This window comes from Micromonospora sp. CA-111912, assembly GCF_050948415.1.
Lineage (GTDB): Bacteria > Actinomycetota > Actinomycetes > Mycobacteriales > Micromonosporaceae > Micromonospora.
The window spans coordinates 7168085-7190857 of the sequence record NZ_CP192007.1; the positions used below are offsets into that span (position 1 = coordinate 7168085).

The following is a 22773-nucleotide window of genomic DNA, read 5'->3' on the forward strand; positions in this document are numbered from 1 at the left end:
TCCAGGGAAGGATGCTCAGGTCACCCGTACGCGTGGCGGGGAGCGGCCGTCGGGACGGGCGTGACAGGATGCGGCGTGCTCCCGTTCAGCGCCGCACCCGCCGGTGACCCCTCGCCGTTCGTCGCGGACCTGCACATCCACTCGAAGTATTCGCGGGCGTGCAGCCGTGACCTGACCCTGCCGAACCTCGGCTGGTGGGCCCGGCGCAAGGGCATCAGCGTGCTCGGCACCGGCGACTTCACCCACCCCGCCTGGTACGACCACCTGCGCGAGACGCTGCACCCGGCCGAGCCCGGCCTGTACCGGCTCAGCCCCGAGGCGGAGCAGGACATCGCCCGCCGGCTGCCGCCCCGGCTGGCCAGCGAGGCGGAGGCGGACCCGGTCCGGTTCATGCTCAGCGTGGAGATCTCCACGATCTACAAGCGGGACGACCGGACCCGCAAGGTGCACCACCTGATCTACCTGCCCGACCTGGACGCGGTGCAGCGGTTCAACACCGCCCTCGGCCGGATCGGCAACATCGCCTCGGACGGGCGACCGATCCTCGGCCTGGACTCCCGGGACCTGCTGGAGATCACCCTGGAGGCCAGTCCGGACGGCTACCTGGTGCCGGCGCACATCTGGACGCCCTGGTTCTCGGCGCTGGGCTCGAAGTCCGGCTTCGACGCGATCGCCGACTGCTACGCCGACCTGGCCGAGCACGTCTTCGCCGTGGAGACCGGGCTGTCGTCCGACCCGGAGATGAACTGGCGGGTCGGCAGCCTGGACCGCTACCGGCTGGTGTCCAACTCGGACGCGCACTCCCCGCCCGCCCTGGGCCGGGAGGCCACGGTGTTCGCCTCCGGCCGGGACTACTTCGCCATCCGGGAGGCGCTGCGCACCGGCGACGGCCTCGCCGGCACCATCGAGTTCTTCCCCGAGGAGGGTAAGTACCACGGCGACGGGCACCGGCTGTGCGGGGTCAACTGGTCCCCGGAGCGGACCCGGGCCGCCGGCGGGAGCTGCCCGGAGTGCGGCAAGCCGCTGACGGTCGGGGTGCTCAGCCGGGTCGAGGAGCTGGCCGACCGGCCCGAGGGTCACCGGCCGCAGCACGCCCGGGGAGTCACCCATCTGGTCCCGCTGGCCGAGATCCTCGGCGAGCTGAACGCGGTGGGCCCGAAGTCCAAGAAGGTCGAGGGGAAGCTCAACGAGCTGGTCGCCGCGCTCGGCTCGGAGCTGGACATCCTGACCCGCGCCCCGCTGGACGAGATCGGCCGGGTCGGCGGGGAACTGCTCGCCGAGGGGATCGGCCGGCTGCGCCGGGGCGACGTGCGCCGGGTGCCCGGCTACGACGGCGAGTACGGGGTGATCACCCTGTTCGACCCCACCGAGCTGGGCGGGAAGGCGGCGGGGACGCAGGCGGAGACGCTGTTCGACGTACCGGTGCCGGCGCAGCGGACGCCCGCGGAGCCTGCGGCGAAGGTGAAGGCCAAGCGGCCGGCGGCGAAGGTCGAGCCGAAGCGGAAGGCCGCCCCGCCGCCCCCGCCCCCGCCGATTCCGCCGCAGCCCTCCCCGCACGAGCCGTTCGAGCCGATGCTCTCCGGGATGGAGGAGGTCGGCACCGGCCTGCTGGACCGGCTGGACGCGATGCAGCGGGTGGCCGCCTCCGCGCCGGGCGGGCCGCTGCTGATCGTGGCCGGCCCCGGCACGGGCAAGACCCGGACGCTGACCCACCGGATCGCGTACCTGTGCGCCGAGCTGAACGTGTTCCCGGAGCGCTGCCTGGCGATCACCTTCACCCGGCGGGCCGCCGAGGAGCTGCGGCACCGCCTCGACGGGCTGCTCGGGCCGGTGGCCGAGGACATCACCGTCGGCACGTTCCACTCGCTGGGGCTGGCCATCCTGCGGGAGAACGCCGGGGCGGCCGGGCTGCCGACCGGCTTCCGGATCGCCGACGACGCGGACCGGTCGGCGGCGAGGGCGGAGGCCGGCGAGGACCTGGCGGCGTACACGGCGCTGCTGCGCAAGCGGGACCTGGTCGACCTGGACGAGCTGCTCACCCTGCCGGTGGAGCTGCTGCGCGCCGAGAAGAAGCTGGTGCAGCGGTACCGGGACCGCTGGCAGTGGATCTTCGTGGACGAGTACCAGGACGTCGACGCGGTGCAGTACGAGCTGCTGCGACTGCTCAGCCCCGCCGACGGCAACCTGTGCGCGATCGGCGACCCGGACCAGGCGATCTACTCCTTCCGGGGCGCGGACGTCGGCTACTTCCTGCGCTTCTCGCAGGACTTCACCGACGCCCGGCTGGTCCGGCTGAACCGCAACTACCGCTCGTCGGCGCCGATCCTGGCCGCCGCCGTGCAGGCCATCGCGCCGTCATCGCTGGTCCGGGGCCGCCGGCTCGACCCGGCCCGGCTCGACCCGGAGGCCCCGCTGGTCGGCCGGTACGCCGCCGCGTCCGTCGCCGACGAGGCCGACTTCCTGGTACGCACCGTCGACGAACTGGTCGGCGGCCTCTCCCACCGGTCGCTGGACTCGGGCCGGATCGACGGCCGGTCGACGACCCTGTCGTTCTCCGACATCGCCGTGCTGTACCGGACCGACGCGCAGGCCGCGCCGCTCGTGGACGCCCTGACCCGGGCGAACGTCCCGGTGCAGAAGCGCTCGCACGACCGGCTGCGGGACCGCCCCGGGGTGAACGCGATCGCCCGCGAGCTGCGGCACGCCGACGGCCTGGCCGGCGGCCTGCCGGCCCGGGTCCGGCTCGCCGGGCAGGTGGTCGCCGACCGCTTCGCCGCCCCCACCCTCGACGGCTCCGGTGTGGCGCGCCCCGAGGAGGTCCGCGCGGCGGTGGACCTGCTGACCCCGCTGGCCCTGCGCTGCGGCGACGACCTGGAGCTGTTCCTGTCCCAGCTCGCCACCGGTGCCGAGGTGGACGCCCTCGACCCGCGCGCCGAGGCGGTCACCCTGCTCACCCTGCACGCCGCGAAGGGCCTGGAGTTCCCGGTGGTCTTCCTGGTCGGCTGCGAGGACGGCCTGCTCCCGCTGCGCTGGCCCGGCTCCACGCCGGACGAGGACGCGGTCGCCGAGGAGCGGCGGCTCTTCTTCGTCGGCCTGACCCGGGCCCAGGACCGCCTCTACGTCAGCCACGCCGCCCGGCGCGCCCGGCACGGGTCGGAGCGGGACTGCCGGCCGTCGCCGTTCCTCGACGTGATCGACCCGGGCCTGTTCGAGCGCCTGGGCGAGGCCGAGCCCCGCCGCCCCAAGGACCGCCAGCTCCGCCTGCTGTAAGAGGCCCCCGGGGGGAGGGTTCAGCCGAGCAGGGCGGCGATCCAGGCGCCGACGAGCAGGGCCGGCCCGAGCGGCAGCAGGGTGTCCCGGCGGACCCGGCGGGCGGCCAGCAGGCCGAGCACGGCCAGCCCGTGCAGCGCGTGCGGCAGGGCCAGCCCGGTCAGCAGCGTCGGCCAACCCAACCAGCCGAGCGGCAGCCCCAGCATGGCGGCGAGCTTGACGTCGCCGAAGCCGAGCCGCGAGCCTGGCAGCAGGGCCAGCAGCGCGTACCCGGTGAACGACAGCACCGCCCCGGCCAGCGGGCCGAGCAGCCGGTCCGGCCGGCCGGCGACCGACGCCGCCGCGACCAGGCCGGCGGCTGCGGCGAGCGCGGCCGCGCCGACCAGCGGGTCGGGCAGCCGCAGGCAGGCCAGGTCGACCACGGCGAGCACCAGCCCGAGCGCGGCCACCGCGAGGAACGCCGGCAGCGCCGCCCCGACGCCCGGCGCGACGCCGAGCCCGCCGAAGACGACCGCCCCGACCACCGCGCACGTCGGCGTCCGCCGCCGCGCGGGCGGCGCGGCGGTGAACCGGGCGGCCAGCCACGGTGCGACGGTGCCGGCCGCCGCACCGAGCGCCGCGACGGAGATCGGCAGCCCGGCGGACACCGGCCGGACGTTACCGCCGGGGTGCCCGGCCCACTGCCCCGGTCCGCCGTCCGGCACGTTCCGTGCTCACCACCACCGCCACCCCGACGACGATCACCGCGCCGCCCAGCAGCACCTGGCTGGTCACCGGCTCGGCGGCCAGCAGCGCGCCGAGCGCGACCGCGACCACCGGGTTCACGTACGCATACGTGGACACCAGCGAGATCGGCGCGTGATGCAGCAGCCAGACGTACGCGGTGAAGGCGACCAGCGAGCCGGCGACCATCAGGTACGCCAGGGCGAGCCAGGATCGGCCGGTGACCTGCCCGGGGTCGAAGCCGCGCAGCTCGCCCCGGGCTGCGGCGAGCACCGCCAGCGCCACGGCGCCGGCGAGCATCTCGTAGACCGTGGCGACGAACGGGTCGGCCGGCATCGTCAGACGGTTGGACAGGAACGATCCCACCGACCAGCAGGTCGCCGCCGCGACCACGGTCAGCGCCCCCGCCAGCGGCACCGCCGCCGACTCACCGGTCGGCAGCACCAGCAGGACCAGGCCGAGGAAGCCGAGGCTCACCCCGGCGAAGGTCCAGAACCGGGGCCGGTCCCCGGTTGTCGTCCGGAGCAGGACGACCAACAGCGGGACGGTGGCGACCAGCAGCGCGGCCACGCCCGAGGGCACAGCCGTCCCGGGTGGGCCGGACTCGGCGAGCACCACCAGTCCGTTGCCGCCGGCCAGCAGCAGCACCCCGACCAACGCGGCCGAGCCGAGTTGGCGCCGGTCGACGCGCAGGGCGCCCGCTCCCCGGCGTACCCGCAGGACGAGCGCGAGCACGGCGGCGGCTGCGGCGAACCGGAGGCCGGCCGAGGTGAGCGCCGGCAACGACTCCACCGCGACCCGGATCCCGAGGTAGGTGGAGCCCCACAGCACGTAGACGACGACGAGCGCGGTCCAGATCAGCGCCGGTCGGACCGGCGGCGCGGCGGCTCCGTCGGGCCCGCCGGGCGTGGCCGGGCCGTCGGGCGCGGGCGGACCGGTCGATGCCGTCGCACGCGGAGGAGGTGATGTCATCGGTTGGCCACGCTACGGTGACCACGGCGTCGGTGTCCTGGTTGGTGGCCGGCCTCACCGCTCGGGCAGGAGGGTGCGCATGTCGAACTACGGATCACCGGGTGATGGTCCCACCGGGCCGTGGCCCGGACGACGGCCGGGCGACGGCTACGACACGCCGTCCGAGCGGCGGGCGGACGACGGGTCCTCCGGGCCGTGGGCGGACGACGGGTCCTCCGGGCGGTGGACGGACGACGGGTTCGACAGGTCCTCCGGGTCCTGGGCGGGCGACGGTCGGGGAGAGCCGCACACGGCGTACCCGCCTCGCCAGCCGTGGCACCACGAGCCTCCCGAGCGGGCCTCCCACCCGGCGGACCAGGCACCCTGGACGGGCGATCCGCGGCGGTTCGCGCCGCCGTCCCGGGAGCCGCGGCCCGACCCGTGGGACCGTCCCGAACCGTGGCCCCACGAACCCGAGGTCTACCGGCCGGGCGGGGGCGGACCGGGGTACCCGGCGGCCCGCCAGCCCGGCGGCCCGTACGCCCCGGGGCCGCACCCGGGGCCCGGCCCGAGCCAGCCGGCGTACACCGGGGCGCCGGCGCCGCCCCCGGACCGGAGGCGCGGCCGGGGACCGCTGATCGCCGTGCTGGCCACCCTGCTTGTGCTGCTGCTCGGCGGCGGCTCGCTGGTGTGGTACCTGCTCGACCGGGACGAGGCACCAGAGGGCGCCGGCCAGGCCCGGCCGACCGCCGACCCGACGCCGGAGGAGGAACCGGCCTCCCCGACGGCCCCCGCCCCGACCGCCCCGACCGCCCCGACCGCCCCGGCCCCCGAGTCGTCGGCCGATCCCCGCTTCGTCAAGGCCGGGCAGTGCGTCCGCAACACGGGGCCGGCGGGTGGCAAGCCCAAGCTGCTGGTCGCCCCGTGCGCCCCGAAGACGTACGAGGTGCTGCGCCGGTTCGACGGGCAGACCAGCGGCGAGAAGGACGCCGAGGCGAAGTGCGCCAAGGTCACCGGATACACCAACTGGTACTTCTTCGACAGTCAGCTGGACACCCTCGACTTCGTGCTGTGCCTGAAGGCCCGCTGACGCCGCTCTTGCGTGTTCGCGTCGGGAAGCGCACCAGCGGGGCACCGGTAGCTGAAACTAGGGCTGTCTAGCGCACACGCTAGACAGCCCTAGTCTTGTCTCGACGACCGGCGACACGCCGGTAGCGTCCTCTACGGATGTCTAGGTTTCCAGCTAGACGGCCCGATATTGTGCGATTCGTGGATCCGGTCCGCAACCCGTACGCCCCGGGCGCCGGCCAGCGCCCGCCCGAGCTGGCCGGGCGGGGGCGGGAGCTGGACGTCTTCGACGTGGTGCTGGAACGCATCGCGCGGGGCCGCCCCGAGCGCAGCCTGATGCTGACGGGCCTGCGCGGCGTCGGGAAGACGGTGCTGCTCAACACGCTCCGCTCGGAGGCCATCAACCACCTCTGGGGCAGCGGCAAGATCGAGGCCCGGCCGGACCAGTCGCTGCGCCGCCCGATCGCCGCCGCGCTGCACATGGCGGTCCGTGAGCTCGCACCCCGGCACCGCGCCCCGGACCGCATCGACACGTTCCTCGGGGTGCTGAAGGCGTTCGCCCAGCGCTCCGCGCCCGCCGGCCGGGCCGGCGCCGCCCCGAAGCTGCGCGACCGCTGGCAGCCCGGCATCGACGTGCCGGCCGCCACCGGCCGGGCCGACTCCGGCGACATCGAGATCGACCTGGTGGAGCTGCTCAGCGACGCCGCCGCCGTGGCCGCCGACGTCGGCACCGGCATCGCGGTCTTCATCGACGAGATGCAGGACGTCGGGGCCGAGGACGTCTCGGCGCTCTGCGCCGCCTGCCACGAGCTGTCCCAGCTCGGGGCACCGCTGATCGTGGTCGGCGCGGGGTTGCCGCACCTGCCGGCGGTGCTCAGCGCCGCCAAGTCGTACTCGGAGCGGCTGTTCCGCTACCAGCGCATCGACCGGCTCGACCGGATCGCCGCCGACCGGGCGCTCTGCGCGCCGGCCGAGCGGGAGGATGTCGAGTACGAGCCGAAGGCCCTCGACCTGCTCTACGAGAAGTCCGGCGGCTACCCGTACTTCGTCCAGGCGTACGGCAAGGCCACCTGGGACCACGCGCCGCGCTCCCCGATCACCGACGCGGACGTCCGGGTCGCCGCCCCCGAGGCGGAGGCCGAGCTGGCCGTGGGCTTCTTCGGCTCCCGGTTCGAGCGGGCCACCCCGGCCGAGCGCGAGTACATGCGGGCGATGGCGACGCTGTCCCTCGTCGAGAGGGACGCCGGCGGCCGGGACGACATGGACGCCGCCGTGCCGACCGCCGAGATCGCCCGCGCGCTCGGGCGCAAGCCGGCCAGCCTCTCCCCGGCGCGGGACGCGCTGATCAAGAAGGGGCTGATCTATTCCGGGGAGCGTGGCACGGTCGCCTTCACCGTGCCGCACTTCGGCCGGTACCTGCGCACCCAGCCGGCCTGACCCGGGCGCGGGTGCGAAGGGCGCCGAGGCCGGCCGATTCGCGACTACTGCGGGATCCGTAAGCAGGGCCCTCAAGCCCTCGCCTAGACGCGCAAAGCACCGAAAAGATTCACTCCAAACCTAGTGACATAGATCACCGTCACTACTAGACGTAGCCCCCCTGTGGTCACCTACGCCACTTCCAGCGCCTTCATCGCTCACCGAGCATGACAATCCGTAAGCGTGGCGCGAAAAGCCGGTGCATTCATTCTCCGGAGCAGGAGTCCCCGATTCCTTATTGCGGGCAACGATGACGGCATGCTTAGCTCACTGTGCGCAGCGCTCCCGTTACCCATCCAGAGCAACGGAGGGTTTTGGATTCACAACGGGCTTCGACGAGATCGGCCAGAGCGGCGCGGGCGTGAGCCGGTTGCGGTAACCCGATTTTGTCCGAAGCCACTCGTAGAGCCTGATCAACTCTACGAGTGCCATCGAGCCCGGAAACCTCGACGGGCTCATCTCACGACCTTCCACCACCGATCGCACCGGTCTCCAGGTGCGGTCAGCAGCGGAACCTCGCTGGTCAGCCCTCGGCCATCACGCAGCGGCTTGAAGACCGGCAAGTCCCATCATCCGGATTCTCGAAAGGATCACAACCATGAAAGCTATCGCCAAGGGGATCGTGCTGGGGCTGACGCTCGTGCCAGCGTTAGCAACCTCGGCCCTCGCCGCCGGTCCGACAAAAATCCAAGGGGACTGCGGATTCGCTTCGTACCTTGTCGAGGGAACGACCATCCGCACCGTAGCGTCGAACGATACGACCATCTCGCTGAAGTACACCAACGGCATGGGTGGGACGAGCAACGTGAGCCTCCGCATCAGCCCCATCAGCGTGACGACCGGGGACGCCTTCAACGGCACCACCGTGGTCGGCCCGGGCACGGGTGGAACCTGGAGCTTGGCGGACGATGTCCTCGCGACCACTCAATTCACCCTCAACTTCAGGTCTTCCGTCAACGTGACCGTGGATGACCACTGGGAGGGCGACCTCCGCTGGTGATGAATTCCTATCACTGATCATCCGGCTTGACCTGTTCTAGTTGCGTCGGTCCGGTTGGAACGCTACGGTCCATGGCGGCCAACCGGCCCAACTTAGCGTCACGGGGAGAAACATGCGAGCATTCAGGGGCGTATTCCCCATTGCTGTTGCGGTCGCGCTTCTGACGACCGGCTGCTCAACGGGGCCGGGCGACGACTCCGGAGCCATCAAGAATTATGACGAGGCGCTCAAGGAATACAACGCGGCCAAGTCTTCGCTGACCTTGCCGGCCAACAAGAGCTGGGACTCGGCCCAGCAGCTGCGCAAAGAGGCCGATGGATCGCAGGTCGTTTTCCAAGACGGCGCAGCTACGGGGAAGGTCGAATCCTTCTGGCTGTGCGCCTGGAAGCAGGAGTGGCTGGCGGCCCGCGGCACCGATGCGCAGCGGGAGAAGCAGGCCCTCGACAACCTCGGCAAGTTCACGACCCTGCGCACCTACCAGAAGAGCTACGACCAAAGCAGCCGCGAGTTCTTTGACAGCGAGCTCGCCAAGGCGAGGCTGGGCGATCCCAGCCTCGTGCAACAGGACGTCAAGGTGAACTGTGCGAAGGACTGACACGGGACGGGGACAGAGACGCGGGTCGCGTTTCCCGAGACGCGTACTGGTCTTCGTGGCCCTGCCGGCTGTCGTCCTCTCCGCCGGGGCCTGGTTCATGGCCGACAGGTCCGGCACGGCCCTGGTGCCGGTGCTGACCGACAACAAGACGCAATCGACCACCGCCACGGTGGAACGCCGGAACCTGGTCAGCGTCCTGGCGTCGAACGCGTCCGTGGTGTCGTCTCCGAGCTATTCACTGACCGCGCCGAAATCCGGCGTCTATCGTCGCGATCGATCGAAGAAAGGCGTGATACCGGCTGGCACCGTCGTCGGCTGGATCCGGTCTTCGAATGGGCGGGTGCCGGTCACGACCCCCGTGGAGGCCACCGTTCAGGACGAACTCGCCTCCTCCGGAACCACGGTTCCGGAGGGCCTCCCCCTGGTGAGCCTCCGGGCCAGCGGCTATGGCATCCGGGCCACCATCTCGGAAGCGCTCATCTACCGCCTGTCCGACCTTGGGCCGGAGGCCACCGCGCAGATCGACCACGGGCCGGGCCCGTTTCCCTGCCAGGTGCTCGGTGGCCCCGATCGGGGCGACGGGGGGGAGGGATCGTCCGTCAGCGTGACCTGCGCGCCGCCCACGGATCTACGTCTCTTTCCAGGACTCAAGGGCGTGCTGGCCGTCAGAACCGGCGAGGCGCGAGACGTTCTCGCGCTCCCCGTCGAGGCGGTGGCGGGAAGCGCGGAGCGAGGTCGGGTCCGAGTGCGCGAGGCGACTGGATCAACCAAAACCCGCGACGTGAAATTGGGAATGACCGACGGGTCGTTCATCCAGATAGTCGACGGTCTCGCGGTGGGCGACGTGGTGGTGTCACCGGCCCCGGCGCTCACGGATCCAGGCGAGGGCTGAGGGACAGGTTTGCTACGGCTGAACAGCGTCCGCAAGTCCTTCGACGGCCCGAAAGGCGAACGAGTCGATGTGCTGCGGGATCTTTCCGTCCACGTTGAGGCGGGGACCACAGCGGCCATTCTCGGGCGCTCCGGCTCGGGGAAGAGCACGCTGCTCGCCATTCTCGGTCTTTTGGACAGCCCCGACTCCGGCACCTACCACATCGACGGGCAGGAAGTCAGCGGTCTGAGCGACGTGGCCCTCGCCCGCCTGCGGAGCACGCACCTCGGCTTTGTCTATCAGCGGTTCTTCCTGCTGCCCCACCTGAGCGCCTACGAAAACGTCGAGACGGCCCTTCAGCACGGAATTCCGGTGCCGCGGCGCCGCCGGCGGTCCTTAGTGCTGGAAAGCCTCGACCAGGTCGGCCTCGCCGATCGGACCACCCATCGTCCACGTCAACTGTCGGGTGGCGAGCAGCAGCGGGTGGCCATAGCCAGGGCACTGGTACGCACCCCCGCTGTCGTCCTCGCCGACGAGCCCACCGGCGCGCTGGACGAGAACACCAGCGAGCAGGTGATCACTCTCTTGTTGACAGCCGCCAAGGCCCGCGGCGCGACCACGGTGATGGTGACGCACGACCCCGAGGTGGCCATGCGCACCGACCGCACCCTGCACCTCGTCGAGGGGGCGTGGGCACGTGATTAGACGTATACCTGAGCTCATCTCGATGAGTGCGCGCGAGTTGCGGGCCCGCGGAGGCCGGGCGCTGCTCGCCTGCCTCAGCCTGGTCATCGGGATCATCGCGGTGATCTTCGTGCAGGCCACCGCGGGGGTGGCCAGGGCGGAGTTGATCCACCTCGCCGAGCTGAGGGAGGGCAGGGACGGCAGTGCGGCGGTCACGGTCAGCGGCGACGCCCTCGGCAGTCAGACGTCCCGGTTGCTCGCTTCGAAGTCGAACACCGGTGCCGACGTCGCACTGTTCGTGTCGGAATCGGGGGCCGTGCTCACCGGCGGGCCCTCGGCGATTCCCATCATCGCCTTCGAAGGTGACGTCATGGCGGTGCGACCCTTCGATCTGGTCGCCGGTTCCTGGCCCACGGCGACGACGGCCGGCGCGACGATGGTCGTCAACAAGGTGGCGTGGGAGCAGATCGCCGGGCGCTCGGGGCTGCTGTGGAGGACCGGGAAGGGGGATCTTGCCCGCCATACGCCGGTGACCGGGGTGATCGACGACGGCGAGCAGGACCCCAGGGCGTACCTGCCGTGGCGGGAGTTGGCCGCGCACGCCCAGCCGGTCGCGGAATCCTCGGTGCGGGTGCTGGCCCGGGTGCCGTCGGGCGACGCGGCACAGAGCGTCGAGTGGCTGCGCTGGCACACCTCCGTCGACCAGTTGCCGATCCAGGGCACGATCGAGCCGGTGAACGCGGCGGCGGGCGTCGACGACCAGCTGAGGGTCGTCACAGCGGCGTTCCTGGGAGTCGGTCTGATCATGCTGTTGGTGGGTGTCCTCGGCGTGCTGAACATCGGGCTGGCCACGCTCAAGGAGCGAGCTGACGAGCTTGCGCTGCGCCGTTCCCTCGGGGCCACCAAGGGCGACATCATGGTGCTGGTTCTCGCCGAGTCCGTGCTCATCGGCTGCGTCGGCTCGCTGGTTGCGGTCCTGCTCGCCGTGGCGATGTACCGACCGCTGGTGGCGGCGGCGCTCAGCGGCAGCACGGACGTCCCCTTCCCCCTGAGCGCGGCCGTCTACGGGGTAGTGGTCGGCGGGCTGGCCGGGGCGGCAGGTGGACTGATACCCGCCCTACGCGCAGCGCGGACCCCCATCGCGGCGGTCATGCGTGCCTGACGAGCCGTCCCACTGGCGGGAGGGTCAGACCTTGGACCAGGGCGGTGGGAAGAAAACCTCGCCACGTGGCACCGGGTCGTCCCCGCTGGTGCTGGGCGGCAGGACCAGCGCCTGCCAGGGATCCCCCAGGCCGGACCACGGGCTGGTCAGCCCCATCCGGTCGGCGCGGGTGAAACCGAACCGCCGGTAGAAGGCCGGGTCGCCGAGCACCACCACGAGCCGCTCGCCCAGCTCGGTGGCGGCGTCGAGGGCGGCCTGCACCACGGCCGTGCCGTGCCCGACGCGCTGCCGGTGCGGCGCGACGGCGACCGGGCCGAGGACCAGCGCCGGGACCGCGCTGCCACCCTCCGCGCCGACCCGGACCCGGGTCAGCAGGGCGTACCCGACCACCTCGCCGCCGTGCTCGGCGACCATGGCCAACTCGGGCACCCAGGCGTCGGTGTCGCGCAACTCGCCGACCAGCGCCACCTCGGGCGGGGTCGACACGTCGGGGCGGGCGAAGGCCGCAGCCAGTACCCGGCGGACCGGGCCGGTGTCGGCCGGACCCTCGGGGCGGAGCCGCAGCGTGGTCACCCGGGCGAGGTTACCGGCCGGAGCCCGTCCACCAGCGACGGTCGCCCCGGTCGGCGTGGCGGTCCGGATCATGGGTACGCCTCCGGCGTCCATGTCGGCCGATCGGATCGGGCCGTTGCAGGGGTAGCCGCCGCCGCGACGGGGTATGACTGATCCATGAAACCCGTGCGCTCCCTCGCCCGCGTCATGTTGAGCGGCGTCTTCGTGGTCAGCGGCGTCCGCAACTTGCAGAACCCGGGACGGCTGGTGCCGGCCGCGAAGCCGGTGACCGACCGGGTCGGCCCGCTGATCCAGCAGGTCTCCCCCCGCATCCCCACCGACACCGAGACGCTGGTCCGGATCAACTCGGCCACCCAGCTGATCGGCGGCCTCATGCTGGCCACCGGGAAGTTCACCCGACCGGCCGCGCTGGTGCTCGCCGGCACGCTGCTCCCGACCACCGTCGCCGGTCATCCCTTCTGGAAGGGCGAGCCGGCCGAGCGGGCACAGCACCAGACCCAGTTCATGAAGAATCTCGGCATTCTCGGCGGGTTGCTGCTCGCCGCCGCCGACACCGAGGGGAAGCCGGGTCTGCGGTGGCGGGCGGGACACCGGATCGGCCACTCACGACGGTCCGTGCAGCGGGCCGTCCGGACCGCCCGCCGGGAGGCCCGGATCGCCGTACGCTCGGCCGCCACGGCACGCCGGCTGCCCGGCTGACCTGCGGCGCGACGCTCCCCTCCTGTGGCTCTTCACCGCCAAGGCCGCGAATTACCTGAACCGCCCGGTAGGCGTTAACGCGGTGGAAATGTAAAAAACCAGTGTGGGATCGGACACGGTCGCATAACGCGGGAGGCATTAACGTGAGGCGCCGTTCTAGGCTCCGTGCTGGACCTGAACGGGTAGGACGATCTTGGTATGGGGGTGGCCACGCCATGCCGGCGACCGTCAGACGACGGATGGACCGCCTCACGCCGATCCGCCGCGTGACCCGGTTGCCCCGTGGGGTCGACCGCAGGACCGCGGTGCGGGTCGGTGTCGTGGCCGCCGTCGCGTACGCCGCGTGGTTCGCCATCGGCGCCTTCGGGCGGCCGTACAACTTCTTCGACATGAAGATCTACCACGGCGCGGTGGCGTGGTGGGTGAACGGCAACGAGCTGTACGACTTCATCGCACCCTCCACGACGCTCGGCTTCACGTACCCACCCTTCGGCGGGCTGGTCATGCTCCCGATGGCGGTGGTGCCGGTGCAGGTCGCCGGCTGGTTGAACGTGCTGGCCAGCATCGCCGCCCTCGCCCTCGTCCTGGCCGGCCTGCTGCGGCCGGTCGTGGACCGGCTCGGCTGGCCGCTCTGGTTCACCGTCGGCATCGCGACGCCGATGGCGGTGGCCCTCGAGCCGAGCCGCGAGACCCTCGGCTACGGCCAGGTCAACCTGCTGCTCTTCGCGCTGATCATGGCCGACCTGATCGGTCTGCGCTGGCGGGCGAAGCGGGGCACCCGGTTCGACCCCGCCGACGGGCCGCTGCGGCGCTTCGTGTTCAGCGGGGCCTGGGCCGGGGTCGGCATCGGCCTGGCCACTGCCGTCAAGCTGACCCCCGCGCTGTTCATCGCGTACCTCATGATCACCCGGCAGTGGCGGGCGGCGGCCACGGCGGTCGGCACCACGATCGGGGTTACCCTCGCCGGCTTCGCGCTCGTCGGCACCGAGTCCCGGTCCTACTTCGGCAGCGTGCTGTGGCAGACCGAGCGGGTGGGCGCGGCCGACATGACGCCCAACCAGTCCCTCGCGGGCCTGCTGGCCCGGCTCTACGACTCGATCGAGACGCCCGGCCTGCTCTGGTTGTCGTTCTCGGTGCTGATCCTGGCCCTCGGGCTGTCCCGGGCCGTCAGCGCCCGCGCCGACGGCGACGAGCTGACCGCGTTCACCCTGGTCGGGCTCACCGCCAACGTGATCAGCCCGATCTCCTGGTCGCACCACCTCGTCTGGGTCATTCCGGCGATCATCGTCCTGGCCGACGCGGCGGCACGCCGCCGGGAGGCGAGCCGGGGGTCGGTGCAGCGCGCCGGCCAGGCATCGTACAGCGGGCTGCCCGGGCTCAACGGGCTGCGCCCACCGATCTGGTACCCGACGCTCACCGGGCTCCGGCACGGCGTGGCGGCGCTCGGCCTCTACCTGCTGTTCCTGACCTCGCCAATCTGGCCGTACGAGCACCAGCTCCCTGAGATGTCGCACTACCAGGACGGACTGTTCGGGGCGCTGATGGAGAACTCCCTCGCCGTGGCCCTGATCGTGCTGGTCGCCGCGCTGCCGTGGCGACCCGGCGCCGAGCCGGCCTTCTACGCCGACCGGTTCGGCCGCGCCTCCCTGGTCAACGGCCGCCGCTGAGGCTCCGGCGGTCGCCGAGGGCACGGCTGCCGTCGGCCCGGACACCGCACCGGCCCGACGGCGTCAGGGACAGTTGACCCACTCCTCGGTGCCGTCGTCGAACACCTGCCGCTTCCAGATCGGCAGCCGCGCCTTGACCTCGTCCACCAGCCGGGCACAGGCGGCGAACGCGGCGGCCCGGTGCGCGGTGCTCACCGCCGCGACCAGGGCCACGTCGCCGACGCCGAGCGGCCCGACCCGGTGCGACACCGCGACCGCGTACACGTCCGGGTCGGCGGCCACCTCGGCGGCGACCTCCAGCAGCACCGCGGCGGCGCTCGGGTGGCCCTCGTACTCCAGGCTGGTCACCGGGCGGCCGTGGTCGTGGTCACGGACGACGCCCCGGAACGACACCACCGCCCCGGCCCGCCGGTCGGCGACGGCCGCCTCGTGCGCGGCCAGGTCCAGCGGCTCCTCGGTGACCGTGCCGAAGACCGTCGACTCCTCGATCGTCACCAGGACCGTTCCCCCGGAAACAGGGGCAGCGGCACGACCGGCACCCGCGCGCCCGGCTCGCCCGTGGTGCCGGGGCGGATGACGGCGAACCCGTCCGCGCCGGCCAGGCCGCGCAGCATCGCCGAGCCGACGTGCCGGACCGGGTGGGCGGTGCCGGCCGCCCGGTCCAGCCGGACCAGGGCCAGGTGGGTGTGGTCGCCGCGGCCGGGCACGGGCTCGGCGAGCGTGGCGTGCGGCAACGCCGGCATCGGCCGTCCCTGCAAGCCGGCCAGCAGCGGCGCGACCAGCGAGACGAGCGCGACGATCGCCGACTGCGGGTTGCCGGGCAGGCCGGCCACGAACCGGATCCGGCCGTCCGGGTCGGCCAGCCGGGCCAGCAGCATCGGGAAGCCGGGGCGGACCGCGACCGTGTTGACCACGTAGTCCGCGCCGAGGGCCTCCAGGGTGGGGTGCAGGTGGTCGACGGGGCCGTGCATCGTCCCGCCGGTGGTGCACACCAGGTCGGCGGTGGTGAGCGCCGCGCGCAGGGCCGCCACGTGCGCCGGCAGGGTGTCGGCCACCGGGCCGACCACGTCGGCCGGGCGCACCTGGCAGCCGTACCGGCGCAGCCAGGCCGGCACGGCCGGGCCGAGGGCGTCGCGGACCCGGCCGTCGGCCGGCGGGCCCGAAGTCAGCAGTTCGTCGCCGAAGACCAGCAGCGCGGCGCGGGGCGGGCGGCGCACCCGCAGGGCGTCGTGCCCGCAGGAGGCGGCCAGACCGATCACCGCCGGGTCGACCGGGGTGCCGGCGGGGAGCAGTTCCTCACCCGCGTACGCCTCCTCGCCCGGCTGGCGCCATTCTGGGCTCGGTCGCGGGGTGCCGGCGATCCGGCCGTCGGCCGTGCGGGTGGACTCCTCGACCCGCACGATCGCGGTGACGCCCTCGGGCACCATCGCGCCGGTGGCGATCTCGACGGTGGTGCCGTCCTCGGCAAGCGGGGGCGGGTTGCCGCCGGCCAGCACCCGGCCGACGATCCGCCACGGCCCGCCCCCGCGCACCGCCCAGCCGTCCACGCTGGAGGTGGGGAAGGCCGGCAGGTCGGTGCGGGTGGCCAACGGTTCGGCGAGGGTGTGCCCGTCGGCGTCGGCGAGCGGCCGACTCACGGCGGGCAGGGCGGCGGCCAGGCCGACCGCGTACACCCGGGAGCGGGCCTCCTCCCAGCCCGCCGGCGGCGGTACGGCGACCTGCTCGGCGGCGGACGCGGTTTCCGTGCTCACCGGCCGAGCCTATCCCCGGGCGGTCCGGCCCGCCCCACCAGTGGCCGGCCGACACTCCCAGTGGCCGGCCCGCCCGCGCGCCGGCCCTACGGGCGGGGACCACCCCGGCCCGCCACGCCGTCAGTGGTCGCCGCCGCGCAACTGGTCGACGGCGTGGGCCAGGATCGGGCCGAGCACCGCGAGGCCGTCACGGGCGCCGCCGGTGGAGCCGGGCAGGTTGACCACCAACATCCGGCCGACCACCCCGGCGACGCCCCGGGAGAGCGCCGCCGCGGGCACCTTGTCCCGGCTGTGGGCGCGGATCGCCTCGGCGATGCCGGGGATCTCATGGTCGAGCAGCGCACGGGTCACGTCCGGCGTCCGGTCGGTGGGGGTGATCCCGGTGCCGCCGCTGGTCAGCACGACGTCGACCCCGGCAGCCAGGGCGGCCCGCAGCGCCTCGCCGACCGGCTCGCCGTCGGGCACCACCACCGGGTCGTCCACCTGGCAGCCCAGCTCGCGCAGCCCGGCGGCGAGCAGCGGGCCGCTGGTGTCGGCGTAGACGCCGGCCGCCGCGCGGTTGGAGGCGACCACCACCCGGGCGCGGATCACGGCCGGTCCCCCGGCCGTAGCCAGCGGCCGGTCTTGCCGCCCTCCTTGCGCAGCACCCGCACCGCCTCCACCGACGCCGCCGGGTCGACCGCCTTGACCATGTCGACCAGGGCCAGGCCGGCGACCGCGACCGCGGTCAGCGCCTCCATCTCCACGCCGGTGCGGTCGGCGGTCCGCGCCGTGGCGGTGATCTCGACGGTGTCCTCGGTCAGGGTGAGGTCGACCGTCACCCCGTGCAGCGCGATCGGGTGGCAGAGCGGGATCAGGTCGGGGGTCCGTTTCGCACCCATGATGCCGGCGAGCCGGCCCACGGCGAGCGCGTCGCCCTTGGGCAGCCCGTCGCGGCGCAGCAGGTCGATCACCTCGGGGGTGGTCCGCAGCCGGCCGGCGGCCACCGCGAGCCGGCCGGTAACCGCCTTGGCGGAGACATCGACCATGCGGGCCGCGCCCGCCGCGTCGACGTGGGTGAGCTGCGCGGGATCGGTCACGGTCGCGAGCCTATCGTCCGGTACGCCCGGGCCGGCCAAGGGCCGGGCGGCGCCGGGGGTCCGTCGGGGCCGGGGGTCGGTCGGGGTGCCGATGAACCGGGCCCGAACAAGCCGGGCGCGGTTCTCGCGGGAATGGGGTGCCGCTGCGAACCGGGCGAATGGGCAGGGCCGAGAATTGATTGCTGGGACATTCGGCCGCGCATATGTATACAAACTTAAACAAAACCCTGCAAAAACGCGTCTGGCTCCGTACGCCGAACGGGCACCGGGCCGTCATCACAATTCACCGTCCCGCCGAACGACCGCATCACGGGGTACCAACACCAGCGCAAACGGCTATGGACGGACCGGGGAGAGACGGGAGGGAAGCCCGCTCCGATAATTATGCCGAGAACTCGCAGGAGTTACGCTGTGGGTTTTCGCGCCAGAACGGTGAGTGACCTGAACGGCACTCATTAGCGCATTCTGCGCATATGGACATGCAATGCCACGAAGGCCCACCAAACGTCATAAGATTCGGCGTGTCAGCCAAGCCCGGGCAGGCATCGGTCGACGAAGTTCTTGAGACGAAAGGCGGGACCATGAAGGCTCACGACTGGCTCTGATCGAACTCTTCACCCGAGACCTGACCGGCCGTAAAGTCCGAGATACGCACTGCCAGGAAGCACCGACGGCAGAGGGACTGGACGTGGCCGGGAGCGCAAGACGCGACAGTGAGACCGATCGGCGGCTTCTGCTGCTTGTCGGTCTCGTCGTGCTGTGCGCCGCCACCGCAGTCGTGCTCAGCCTGCGCGCCATCGGGTTCGACAGCCCGCCGAGCGCCCGAGAGCTCACCAGCGCGGCGACCGTGGCCTTCCTCGTGGCGGTGGGCGCCACCGTGAACGTGCGAATCCGCATCCGGGCGACGACCCACGGCGTCTCCTGGACCGAGGTCGCGGTGCTCGTCGGGCTCGCGGTGGCACCCGTGCCCTGGGTGATCCTCGCGACCGGCCTGGGCGTCGGGCTCGTCCGGGGCATCCTCAGGGTGGCGCCCCTCAAGCTGGCGTTCGGCGTGGCGAAGGACATGGTCACCGCGGCCGTCGGCGGGATGGTGCTGCTGACGGTCGGCTGGAGCTGGCCGATCGGCGGGGCCGTCGGCCGGTCGATCTGGGCGCTCGTCGCCACGTACCTCGTGGTCGTCGTCCTCGACGAGGTGCTGACCTTCCCGGTCATCGCCCTCGCCACCCGCACCCGGGTCCGCGACCTGTTCCGCGAGCACTACGACCTGCGCATCGCCAGCGCCACCGCCCGGTTCGCCGTCATCGTCTCCACCCTGCTGATCCTCAACAGCAACCCCAGCTTCCTGATCGTCGTGCCGCCGCTGGTGCTGAGCCTGCACCTTGCCTACTCCAGCCGGGTCCGCAACCGGGCGGAACGCGACGCCTGGCAGCGGCTCGCCCGGACCACCGACGCGCTCAACGTCGTCGACCTCGACAAGGTGCTCACCACCGCCGTCACCCAGGCCGCCGAACTGTTCTCCGCGGACGAGGTGGAGATCGCCCTGCGCGAGGGCACCCGGATCGTCCGGGGCGCGGCCGGCGCGCTCACCTACGACGGGCCCGCCGACCAGGTCGGTGCGGTGGACGGGCCAGCCATCGAGGTGCCCCTCGAAGGGGCCGACCGGGCCGTCGACATCGGCGCGCTGCGGTTGCGGTTCCGGGGCCCGGTCCGGCTCTCCGAACGCGAGCAGTACACCCTGCGCACCTTCGCCTCCGCGCTCTGCACCGCCGTACGCAACGCCCAGGCGTACGCCGAGTTGGCCCGCGTCGCCGACGAGCACGCGTACGCGGCGACCCACGACGCGCTGACCGGCCTGGCCAACCGGCGGCACCTGCTGGAGCAGGGCACCGAGCAGCTCAACGCCCGACACGCCGACGGGGTGACCGCGCTGGTGCTGATCGACCTCAACCACTTCAAGGAGGTCAACGACACCCTCGGCCACGCCGCCGGCGACCGGGTGCTCATGCAGGTCGCCGGCCGGCTACGCGGCGCCGCCCACGGCGACGACCTGGTGGCCCGCCTCGGCGGCGACGAGTTCGCCGTGCTCCTGCGCGGCCTGCCCGCCCCGGCGGTGGCCGCCCACCGGGCGGAGGCGCTGCTCGCCGCGCTGCACGAGCCGCTCGGCCTGGACGGCATGCGAATCAGCATCGAGGCCAGCGGCGGCATCGCCGTCGCACCCGCCAGCGGCGGGGTCGTCGAGTTGCTGCGCCGCGCCGACGTGGCGATGTACCAGGCGAAGCGGGCCGGCCAGCGGATCTCCACGTACGCCCCGGCCCGGGACACCGCCGACCCCGGCCGGCTCACCCTCGGCGGGGAGCTGCCCCGCGCAGTCGCCGACCACGAATTCACCGTCAACTTCCAGCCGATCGTCGACCTCGCCACCGGCGAGGTGACCAGCGCGGAGGCCCTGGCCCGGTGGCACCACCCGGTGCACGGCATGATCGACCCGCTGCGCTTCCTGGAGGCGGTGGAACGCTCCGGGCGGCTCCCGGCGTTCGCCGAGGCGATCCTCGACGAGGCGCTGATCGCCGCCGACAGCTGGCGGGCGGCCGGCTTTGACCTACCGGTGGCGGTCAACGTGTCGCCGCGCAGCCTGCTCGACGCCCGCTTCCCCGGCGCCGTGCTGGCCCGGCTGCGCGCCCACGACCTGCCGCCGGACCGGCTGGTCCTGGAGCTGACCGAGACGCTGACCCTCAGCCAACTCGACGTGGTCGACCGGGTGCTCAACCGGCTGCGCGACGAAGGTGTCCGGCTGGCCCTGGACGACTTCGGCACCGGCTACTCCTCGCTCTCCCTGCTCTCCCGGATACCGGTCCACGAGTTGAAGATCGACCGCAGCTTCGTGTCTGTCATGGAGGCATCGACGGAGGCCGCCTCCGTCATCCGGTCCACCCTCGACCTGGGCCGCAGCCTCGGGCTCACCGTGGTCGCCGAGGGGGTGGCGAGCGAGCCGCAGCGCCGCGCACTCTGGGAGCTGGGCTGCGCCGCCGGGCAGGGCCACCTATTCGGCCGGCCCGTGCCGGCCGGGACGCTGCTCTCCACGCTGCACCGCGGGTTCGGCGGTCGCCCCGGCACCCTCGCACCGCCCCTGCACGACGCGGGCGCCGTGCTCCGGCTCCCCTCCGGCCGCCGGCAGGGCGGCCGAGGCCGAGGGGAGCGTCTGCCACACTTGCCCGCGTGACCGCCGCCGACCGGACCACCCGTACCCCCGCGAGCTGGCGGAGGATCGACCGGGCCGCGGGGGGCCTGGCCCTCGACATCGGCCTGTACGCCGCGTCCGCCGCGTTCGCGGCGGTCACCGCAGCCACCTCCACCCTGCCGCCGCACCGCGCCTGGGGAACCGTCGCCGCGTTCGGGTACCTGCTCGCCGCCGTCGCCGTCGCGGGTCAACTTGCCGCCCGGCGGCGCGATCCCGCCTCGTCGCTGGCCGGCCTACCCGGTCGCTGGGCGGTCACCGGGCTCGCCTGGGCCGCCACCACCGTGCTGCCGCTGATCCAGCAGGGCGTGCAGCGAGCGGGCGGCCGGACCGACCGGGCACAGGAGGAGGTGGTGGTCGTCGAGCACGCCGGCATCCGCCTCGCCGAGACCGGCACCCCGTACCTCGGACACGACGCGATCGCCGCGCTCCCCGCCGACGAGCGGCTGCTCGGCTACACCCCGTACCAGCCGGGGATGGCCCTGTTCGGCCTGCCCCGCGCGGTCGCGGATGGCTGGTGGACCGACGCCCGGCTGTGGTTCGCGGTCGCCACCGCGCTGGCCCTCGCCCTGGCGGTCCGCGCCCTACGCCCGACCGACCCGACCGACCCGACCGACCGGCCAGCGGCGGTGCTGCGGGGCGTCCAGGCGGCCACCGTGCTGCCGATCTGCGCCCTCACCCTGGCCACCGGCGGCGACGACCTGCCCGTGCTCGCCCTCTGCCTGCTGGCCCTCGCCCTCGCCGCCGTCGACCGGCCGGGCCGCGCCGGCCTGGCCGTCGGGCTGGCCGGCGCGCTGAAGCTCTTCGCCTGGCCGGTCGCCCTCGTCCTGATCGCCTGGGGGGCGACCCGGCGCTCCTCCGGGCGGCTCGCCGCCGGTGCGCTCGGCGTCCCGGCGCTCGCCCTGCTCCCCGCGTTGCTGGTCGACCGGGACGCGCTGGTCGAGAACGTGCTGCGCTTCCCACTCGGCCACGGCCTGGTCACCAGCCCGGCGCAGTCCCCGTTCCCCGGCCAACTGATCGCGACCGCCCTGCCCGCCGGCCGGGTGGTCGCCGCCGCGCTGCTGGTCGCGGTCGGCGTCGGGATCGCCGTCCGACTACTGCGCCGCCCGCCCCGCACGGCCGCCGCCACCGCCCTCATCTGCGGGTACGGGCTGCTCGCCGCGATCCTGCTGATGCCGTCCACCCGCTTCGGGTACCTGCTCTACCCGGCCGCCCTGCTGGTCTGGGCACCCGCCCTCGGCCGCCCCGAGCCGGGTGGTCTCCGCCCACCGACCGGTCGTTCTCGCCGGACTGCCGACGCGGGCCCGCCAGCAGGGCGTACACCTGAGGAATGACGACGACCTACCGCGACCGAGAGGACGCCGGCCAGGTCCTCGCCGACCGGCTCGCCGAGCTGGCCGACCGGCCCGACATCACCGTGCTCGGGCTGGTCCGGGGCGGGGTGCCGGTGGCCCGGGTGGTCGCCGAGCGGCTCCGGGCACCCCTCGACGTGCTGGTGGTGCGCAAGCTCGGCATGCCGATGGCGCCCGAGGTCGCCTTCGGCGCGCTCGGTCCGAACGGGGTGCGGGTGCTCAACGAAGCGGTGGCCGCCCGGGTCGACCCGGGGGACGTCGCCGAGGTGCAACGCCACGAGCAGGCGGAACTGGAGCGCCGGGAAAGCCGCTACCGGGCCGGTCGCCCACCGCTCGACCTGACCGGGCGAACCGCCGTCATCGTCGACGACGGTCTGGCCACCGGGGCCACCGCCCGCGCCGCCGTCCAGGTGGCCCGGCGGCTCGGCGCCCGTCGGGTGGTCGTCGCGGTCCCGGTCGGCGCCGAGGAGGCGTACGAGATGCTGGTCGCCGAGGCCGACGAGGTGGTCTGCGTCCAGCGGCCCGCCGGCTTCGGCGCGGTCAGCAGCTACTACGAGGACTTCCACGAGGTATCCGATGACGAGGTGACCGAGGTGCTCGCCGCGATCGGGTGACAT

General features: G+C 73.2%; 19 protein-coding genes and 1 pseudogene. 13 read left to right on the forward strand and 7 right to left on the reverse strand.

What is annotated here, in order from left to right:
* The first annotated feature begins 75 nt into the window (after nt 1-75).
* Nucleotides 76-3270 carry a UvrD-helicase domain-containing protein gene (locus tag ACQPZO_RS30735; protein ID WP_433345756.1) on the forward strand — a complete coding sequence of 1065 codons (3195 nt, stop codon included), beginning with the start codon at nt 76-78 and terminating at the stop codon, nt 3268-3270.
* Nucleotides 3271-3290: 20 nt separating this feature from the next.
* Here ACQPZO_RS30735 and ACQPZO_RS30740 read toward each other — a convergent pair whose 3' ends face one another.
* On the reverse strand, nt 3291-3917 hold the full coding sequence (locus tag ACQPZO_RS30740; protein WP_433345758.1) for a prepilin peptidase: 627 nt from the start codon (nt 3915-3917) through the stop codon (nt 3291-3293).
* 10 nt (nt 3918-3927) lie between these two features.
* Complete coding sequence (locus ACQPZO_RS30745; RefSeq protein WP_433345760.1) at nt 3928-4965, reverse strand: EamA family transporter; 1038 nt, start codon at nt 4963-4965, stop codon at nt 3928-3930.
* Nucleotides 4966-5764: 799 nt separating this feature from the next.
* Here ACQPZO_RS30745 and ACQPZO_RS30750 point away from each other — a divergent pair.
* The 7 genes and pseudogenes from ACQPZO_RS30750 to ACQPZO_RS30780 form a co-directional block, all read left to right on the forward strand.
* Nucleotides 5765-6034, forward strand: a pseudogene (locus ACQPZO_RS30750) (LppU/SCO3897 family protein); the annotation flags it as partial.
* Nucleotides 6035-6213: 179 nt separating this feature from the next.
* On the forward strand, nt 6214-7449 hold the full coding sequence (locus ACQPZO_RS30755) for an AAA family ATPase (RefSeq protein WP_433345762.1): 1236 nt from the start codon (nt 6214-6216) through the stop codon (nt 7447-7449).
* A gap of 637 nt (nt 7450-8086) precedes the next feature.
* On the forward strand, nt 8087-8488 hold the full coding sequence (locus tag ACQPZO_RS30760) for a hypothetical protein (RefSeq protein WP_433345764.1): 402 nt from the start codon (nt 8087-8089) through the stop codon (nt 8486-8488).
* A gap of 112 nt (nt 8489-8600) precedes the next feature.
* A complete protein-coding gene (locus ACQPZO_RS30765) occupies nt 8601-9083 on the forward strand; it encodes a hypothetical protein (RefSeq protein WP_433345766.1) in 483 nt (160 codons plus the stop codon).
* A 55-nt stretch (nt 9084-9138) separates the two neighbouring features.
* Nucleotides 9139-9975: a hypothetical protein gene (locus tag ACQPZO_RS30770; RefSeq protein ID WP_433345767.1), complete on the forward strand. Its 837-nt coding sequence runs from the start codon at nt 9139-9141 to the stop codon at nt 9973-9975.
* 9 nt (nt 9976-9984) lie between these two features.
* Entirely contained in the window at nt 9985-10659 is a 675-nt protein-coding gene (locus tag ACQPZO_RS30775) for an ABC transporter ATP-binding protein (RefSeq protein WP_433345769.1), read from the forward strand.
* Between the two features lie 22 nt (nt 10660-10681).
* Nucleotides 10682-11800 (forward strand): ABC transporter permease, encoded by a 1119-nt coding sequence (locus tag ACQPZO_RS30780; protein WP_433345772.1) that lies wholly within the window; start codon nt 10682-10684, stop codon nt 11798-11800.
* Between the two features lie 24 nt (nt 11801-11824).
* On the opposite strand, the gene ACQPZO_RS30785 is transcribed toward ACQPZO_RS30780, so the two are convergent.
* Complete coding sequence (locus ACQPZO_RS30785) at nt 11825-12373, reverse strand: GNAT family N-acetyltransferase (protein ID WP_433345774.1); 549 nt, start codon at nt 12371-12373, stop codon at nt 11825-11827.
* Nucleotides 12374-12529: 156 nt separating this feature from the next.
* On the opposite strand from ACQPZO_RS30785, the gene ACQPZO_RS30790 reads away from it, so the two are divergent.
* Both ACQPZO_RS30790 and ACQPZO_RS30795 read left to right on the forward strand, forming a co-directional pair.
* The gene (locus ACQPZO_RS30790; RefSeq protein WP_433345776.1) at nt 12530-13072 is read left to right on the forward strand and encodes a DoxX family protein; all 543 of its coding nucleotides are present in this window, start codon (nt 12530-12532) and stop codon (nt 13070-13072) included.
* A gap of 215 nt (nt 13073-13287) precedes the next feature.
* Nucleotides 13288-14739, forward strand: coding sequence for a glycosyltransferase 87 family protein (locus ACQPZO_RS30795; protein WP_433345778.1), 1452 nt, complete (start codon nt 13288-13290; stop codon nt 14737-14739).
* 63 nt (nt 14740-14802) lie between these two features.
* On the opposite strand, the gene ACQPZO_RS30800 is transcribed toward ACQPZO_RS30795, so the two are convergent.
* The 4 genes from ACQPZO_RS30800 to moaC form a co-directional block, all read right to left on the reverse strand.
* The gene (locus ACQPZO_RS30800; RefSeq protein ID WP_387022393.1) at nt 14803-15234 is read right to left on the reverse strand and encodes a molybdenum cofactor biosynthesis protein MoaE; all 432 of its coding nucleotides are present in this window, start codon (nt 15232-15234) and stop codon (nt 14803-14805) included.
* Nucleotides 15231-16490 (reverse strand): molybdopterin molybdotransferase MoeA, encoded by a 1260-nt coding sequence (locus ACQPZO_RS30805; protein ID WP_433345780.1) that lies wholly within the window; start codon nt 16488-16490, stop codon nt 15231-15233. The genes ACQPZO_RS30800 and ACQPZO_RS30805 overlap by 4 nt, the downstream gene beginning before the upstream one ends.
* A gap of 120 nt (nt 16491-16610) precedes the next feature.
* On the reverse strand, nt 16611-17081 hold the full coding sequence (locus ACQPZO_RS30810; protein WP_396676699.1) for a MogA/MoaB family molybdenum cofactor biosynthesis protein: 471 nt from the start codon (nt 17079-17081) through the stop codon (nt 16611-16613).
* On the reverse strand, nt 17078-17569 hold the full coding sequence (gene moaC / locus ACQPZO_RS30815; RefSeq protein WP_433345783.1) for a cyclic pyranopterin monophosphate synthase MoaC: 492 nt from the start codon (nt 17567-17569) through the stop codon (nt 17078-17080). Before moaC ends, ACQPZO_RS30810 begins: the two co-directional genes overlap by 4 nt.
* A 688-nt stretch (nt 17570-18257) precedes the next feature.
* On the opposite strand from moaC, the gene ACQPZO_RS30820 reads away from it, so the two are divergent.
* The 3 genes from ACQPZO_RS30820 to ACQPZO_RS30830 are packed head-to-tail and all read left to right on the forward strand — an operon-like array spanning nt 18258 to nt 22770.
* On the forward strand, nt 18258-20789 hold the full coding sequence (locus tag ACQPZO_RS30820) for a putative bifunctional diguanylate cyclase/phosphodiesterase (RefSeq protein ID WP_433345784.1): 2532 nt from the start codon (nt 18258-18260) through the stop codon (nt 20787-20789).
* Nucleotides 20786-22138: a glycosyltransferase 87 family protein gene (locus ACQPZO_RS30825; protein WP_433345786.1), complete on the forward strand. Its 1353-nt coding sequence runs from the start codon at nt 20786-20788 to the stop codon at nt 22136-22138. Before ACQPZO_RS30820 ends, ACQPZO_RS30825 begins: the two co-directional genes overlap by 4 nt.
* Complete coding sequence (locus ACQPZO_RS30830; RefSeq protein WP_433345788.1) at nt 22135-22770, forward strand: phosphoribosyltransferase; 636 nt, start codon at nt 22135-22137, stop codon at nt 22768-22770. The genes ACQPZO_RS30825 and ACQPZO_RS30830 overlap by 4 nt, the downstream gene beginning before the upstream one ends.
* The last annotated feature ends 3 nt before the right edge of the window (nt 22771-22773 follow it).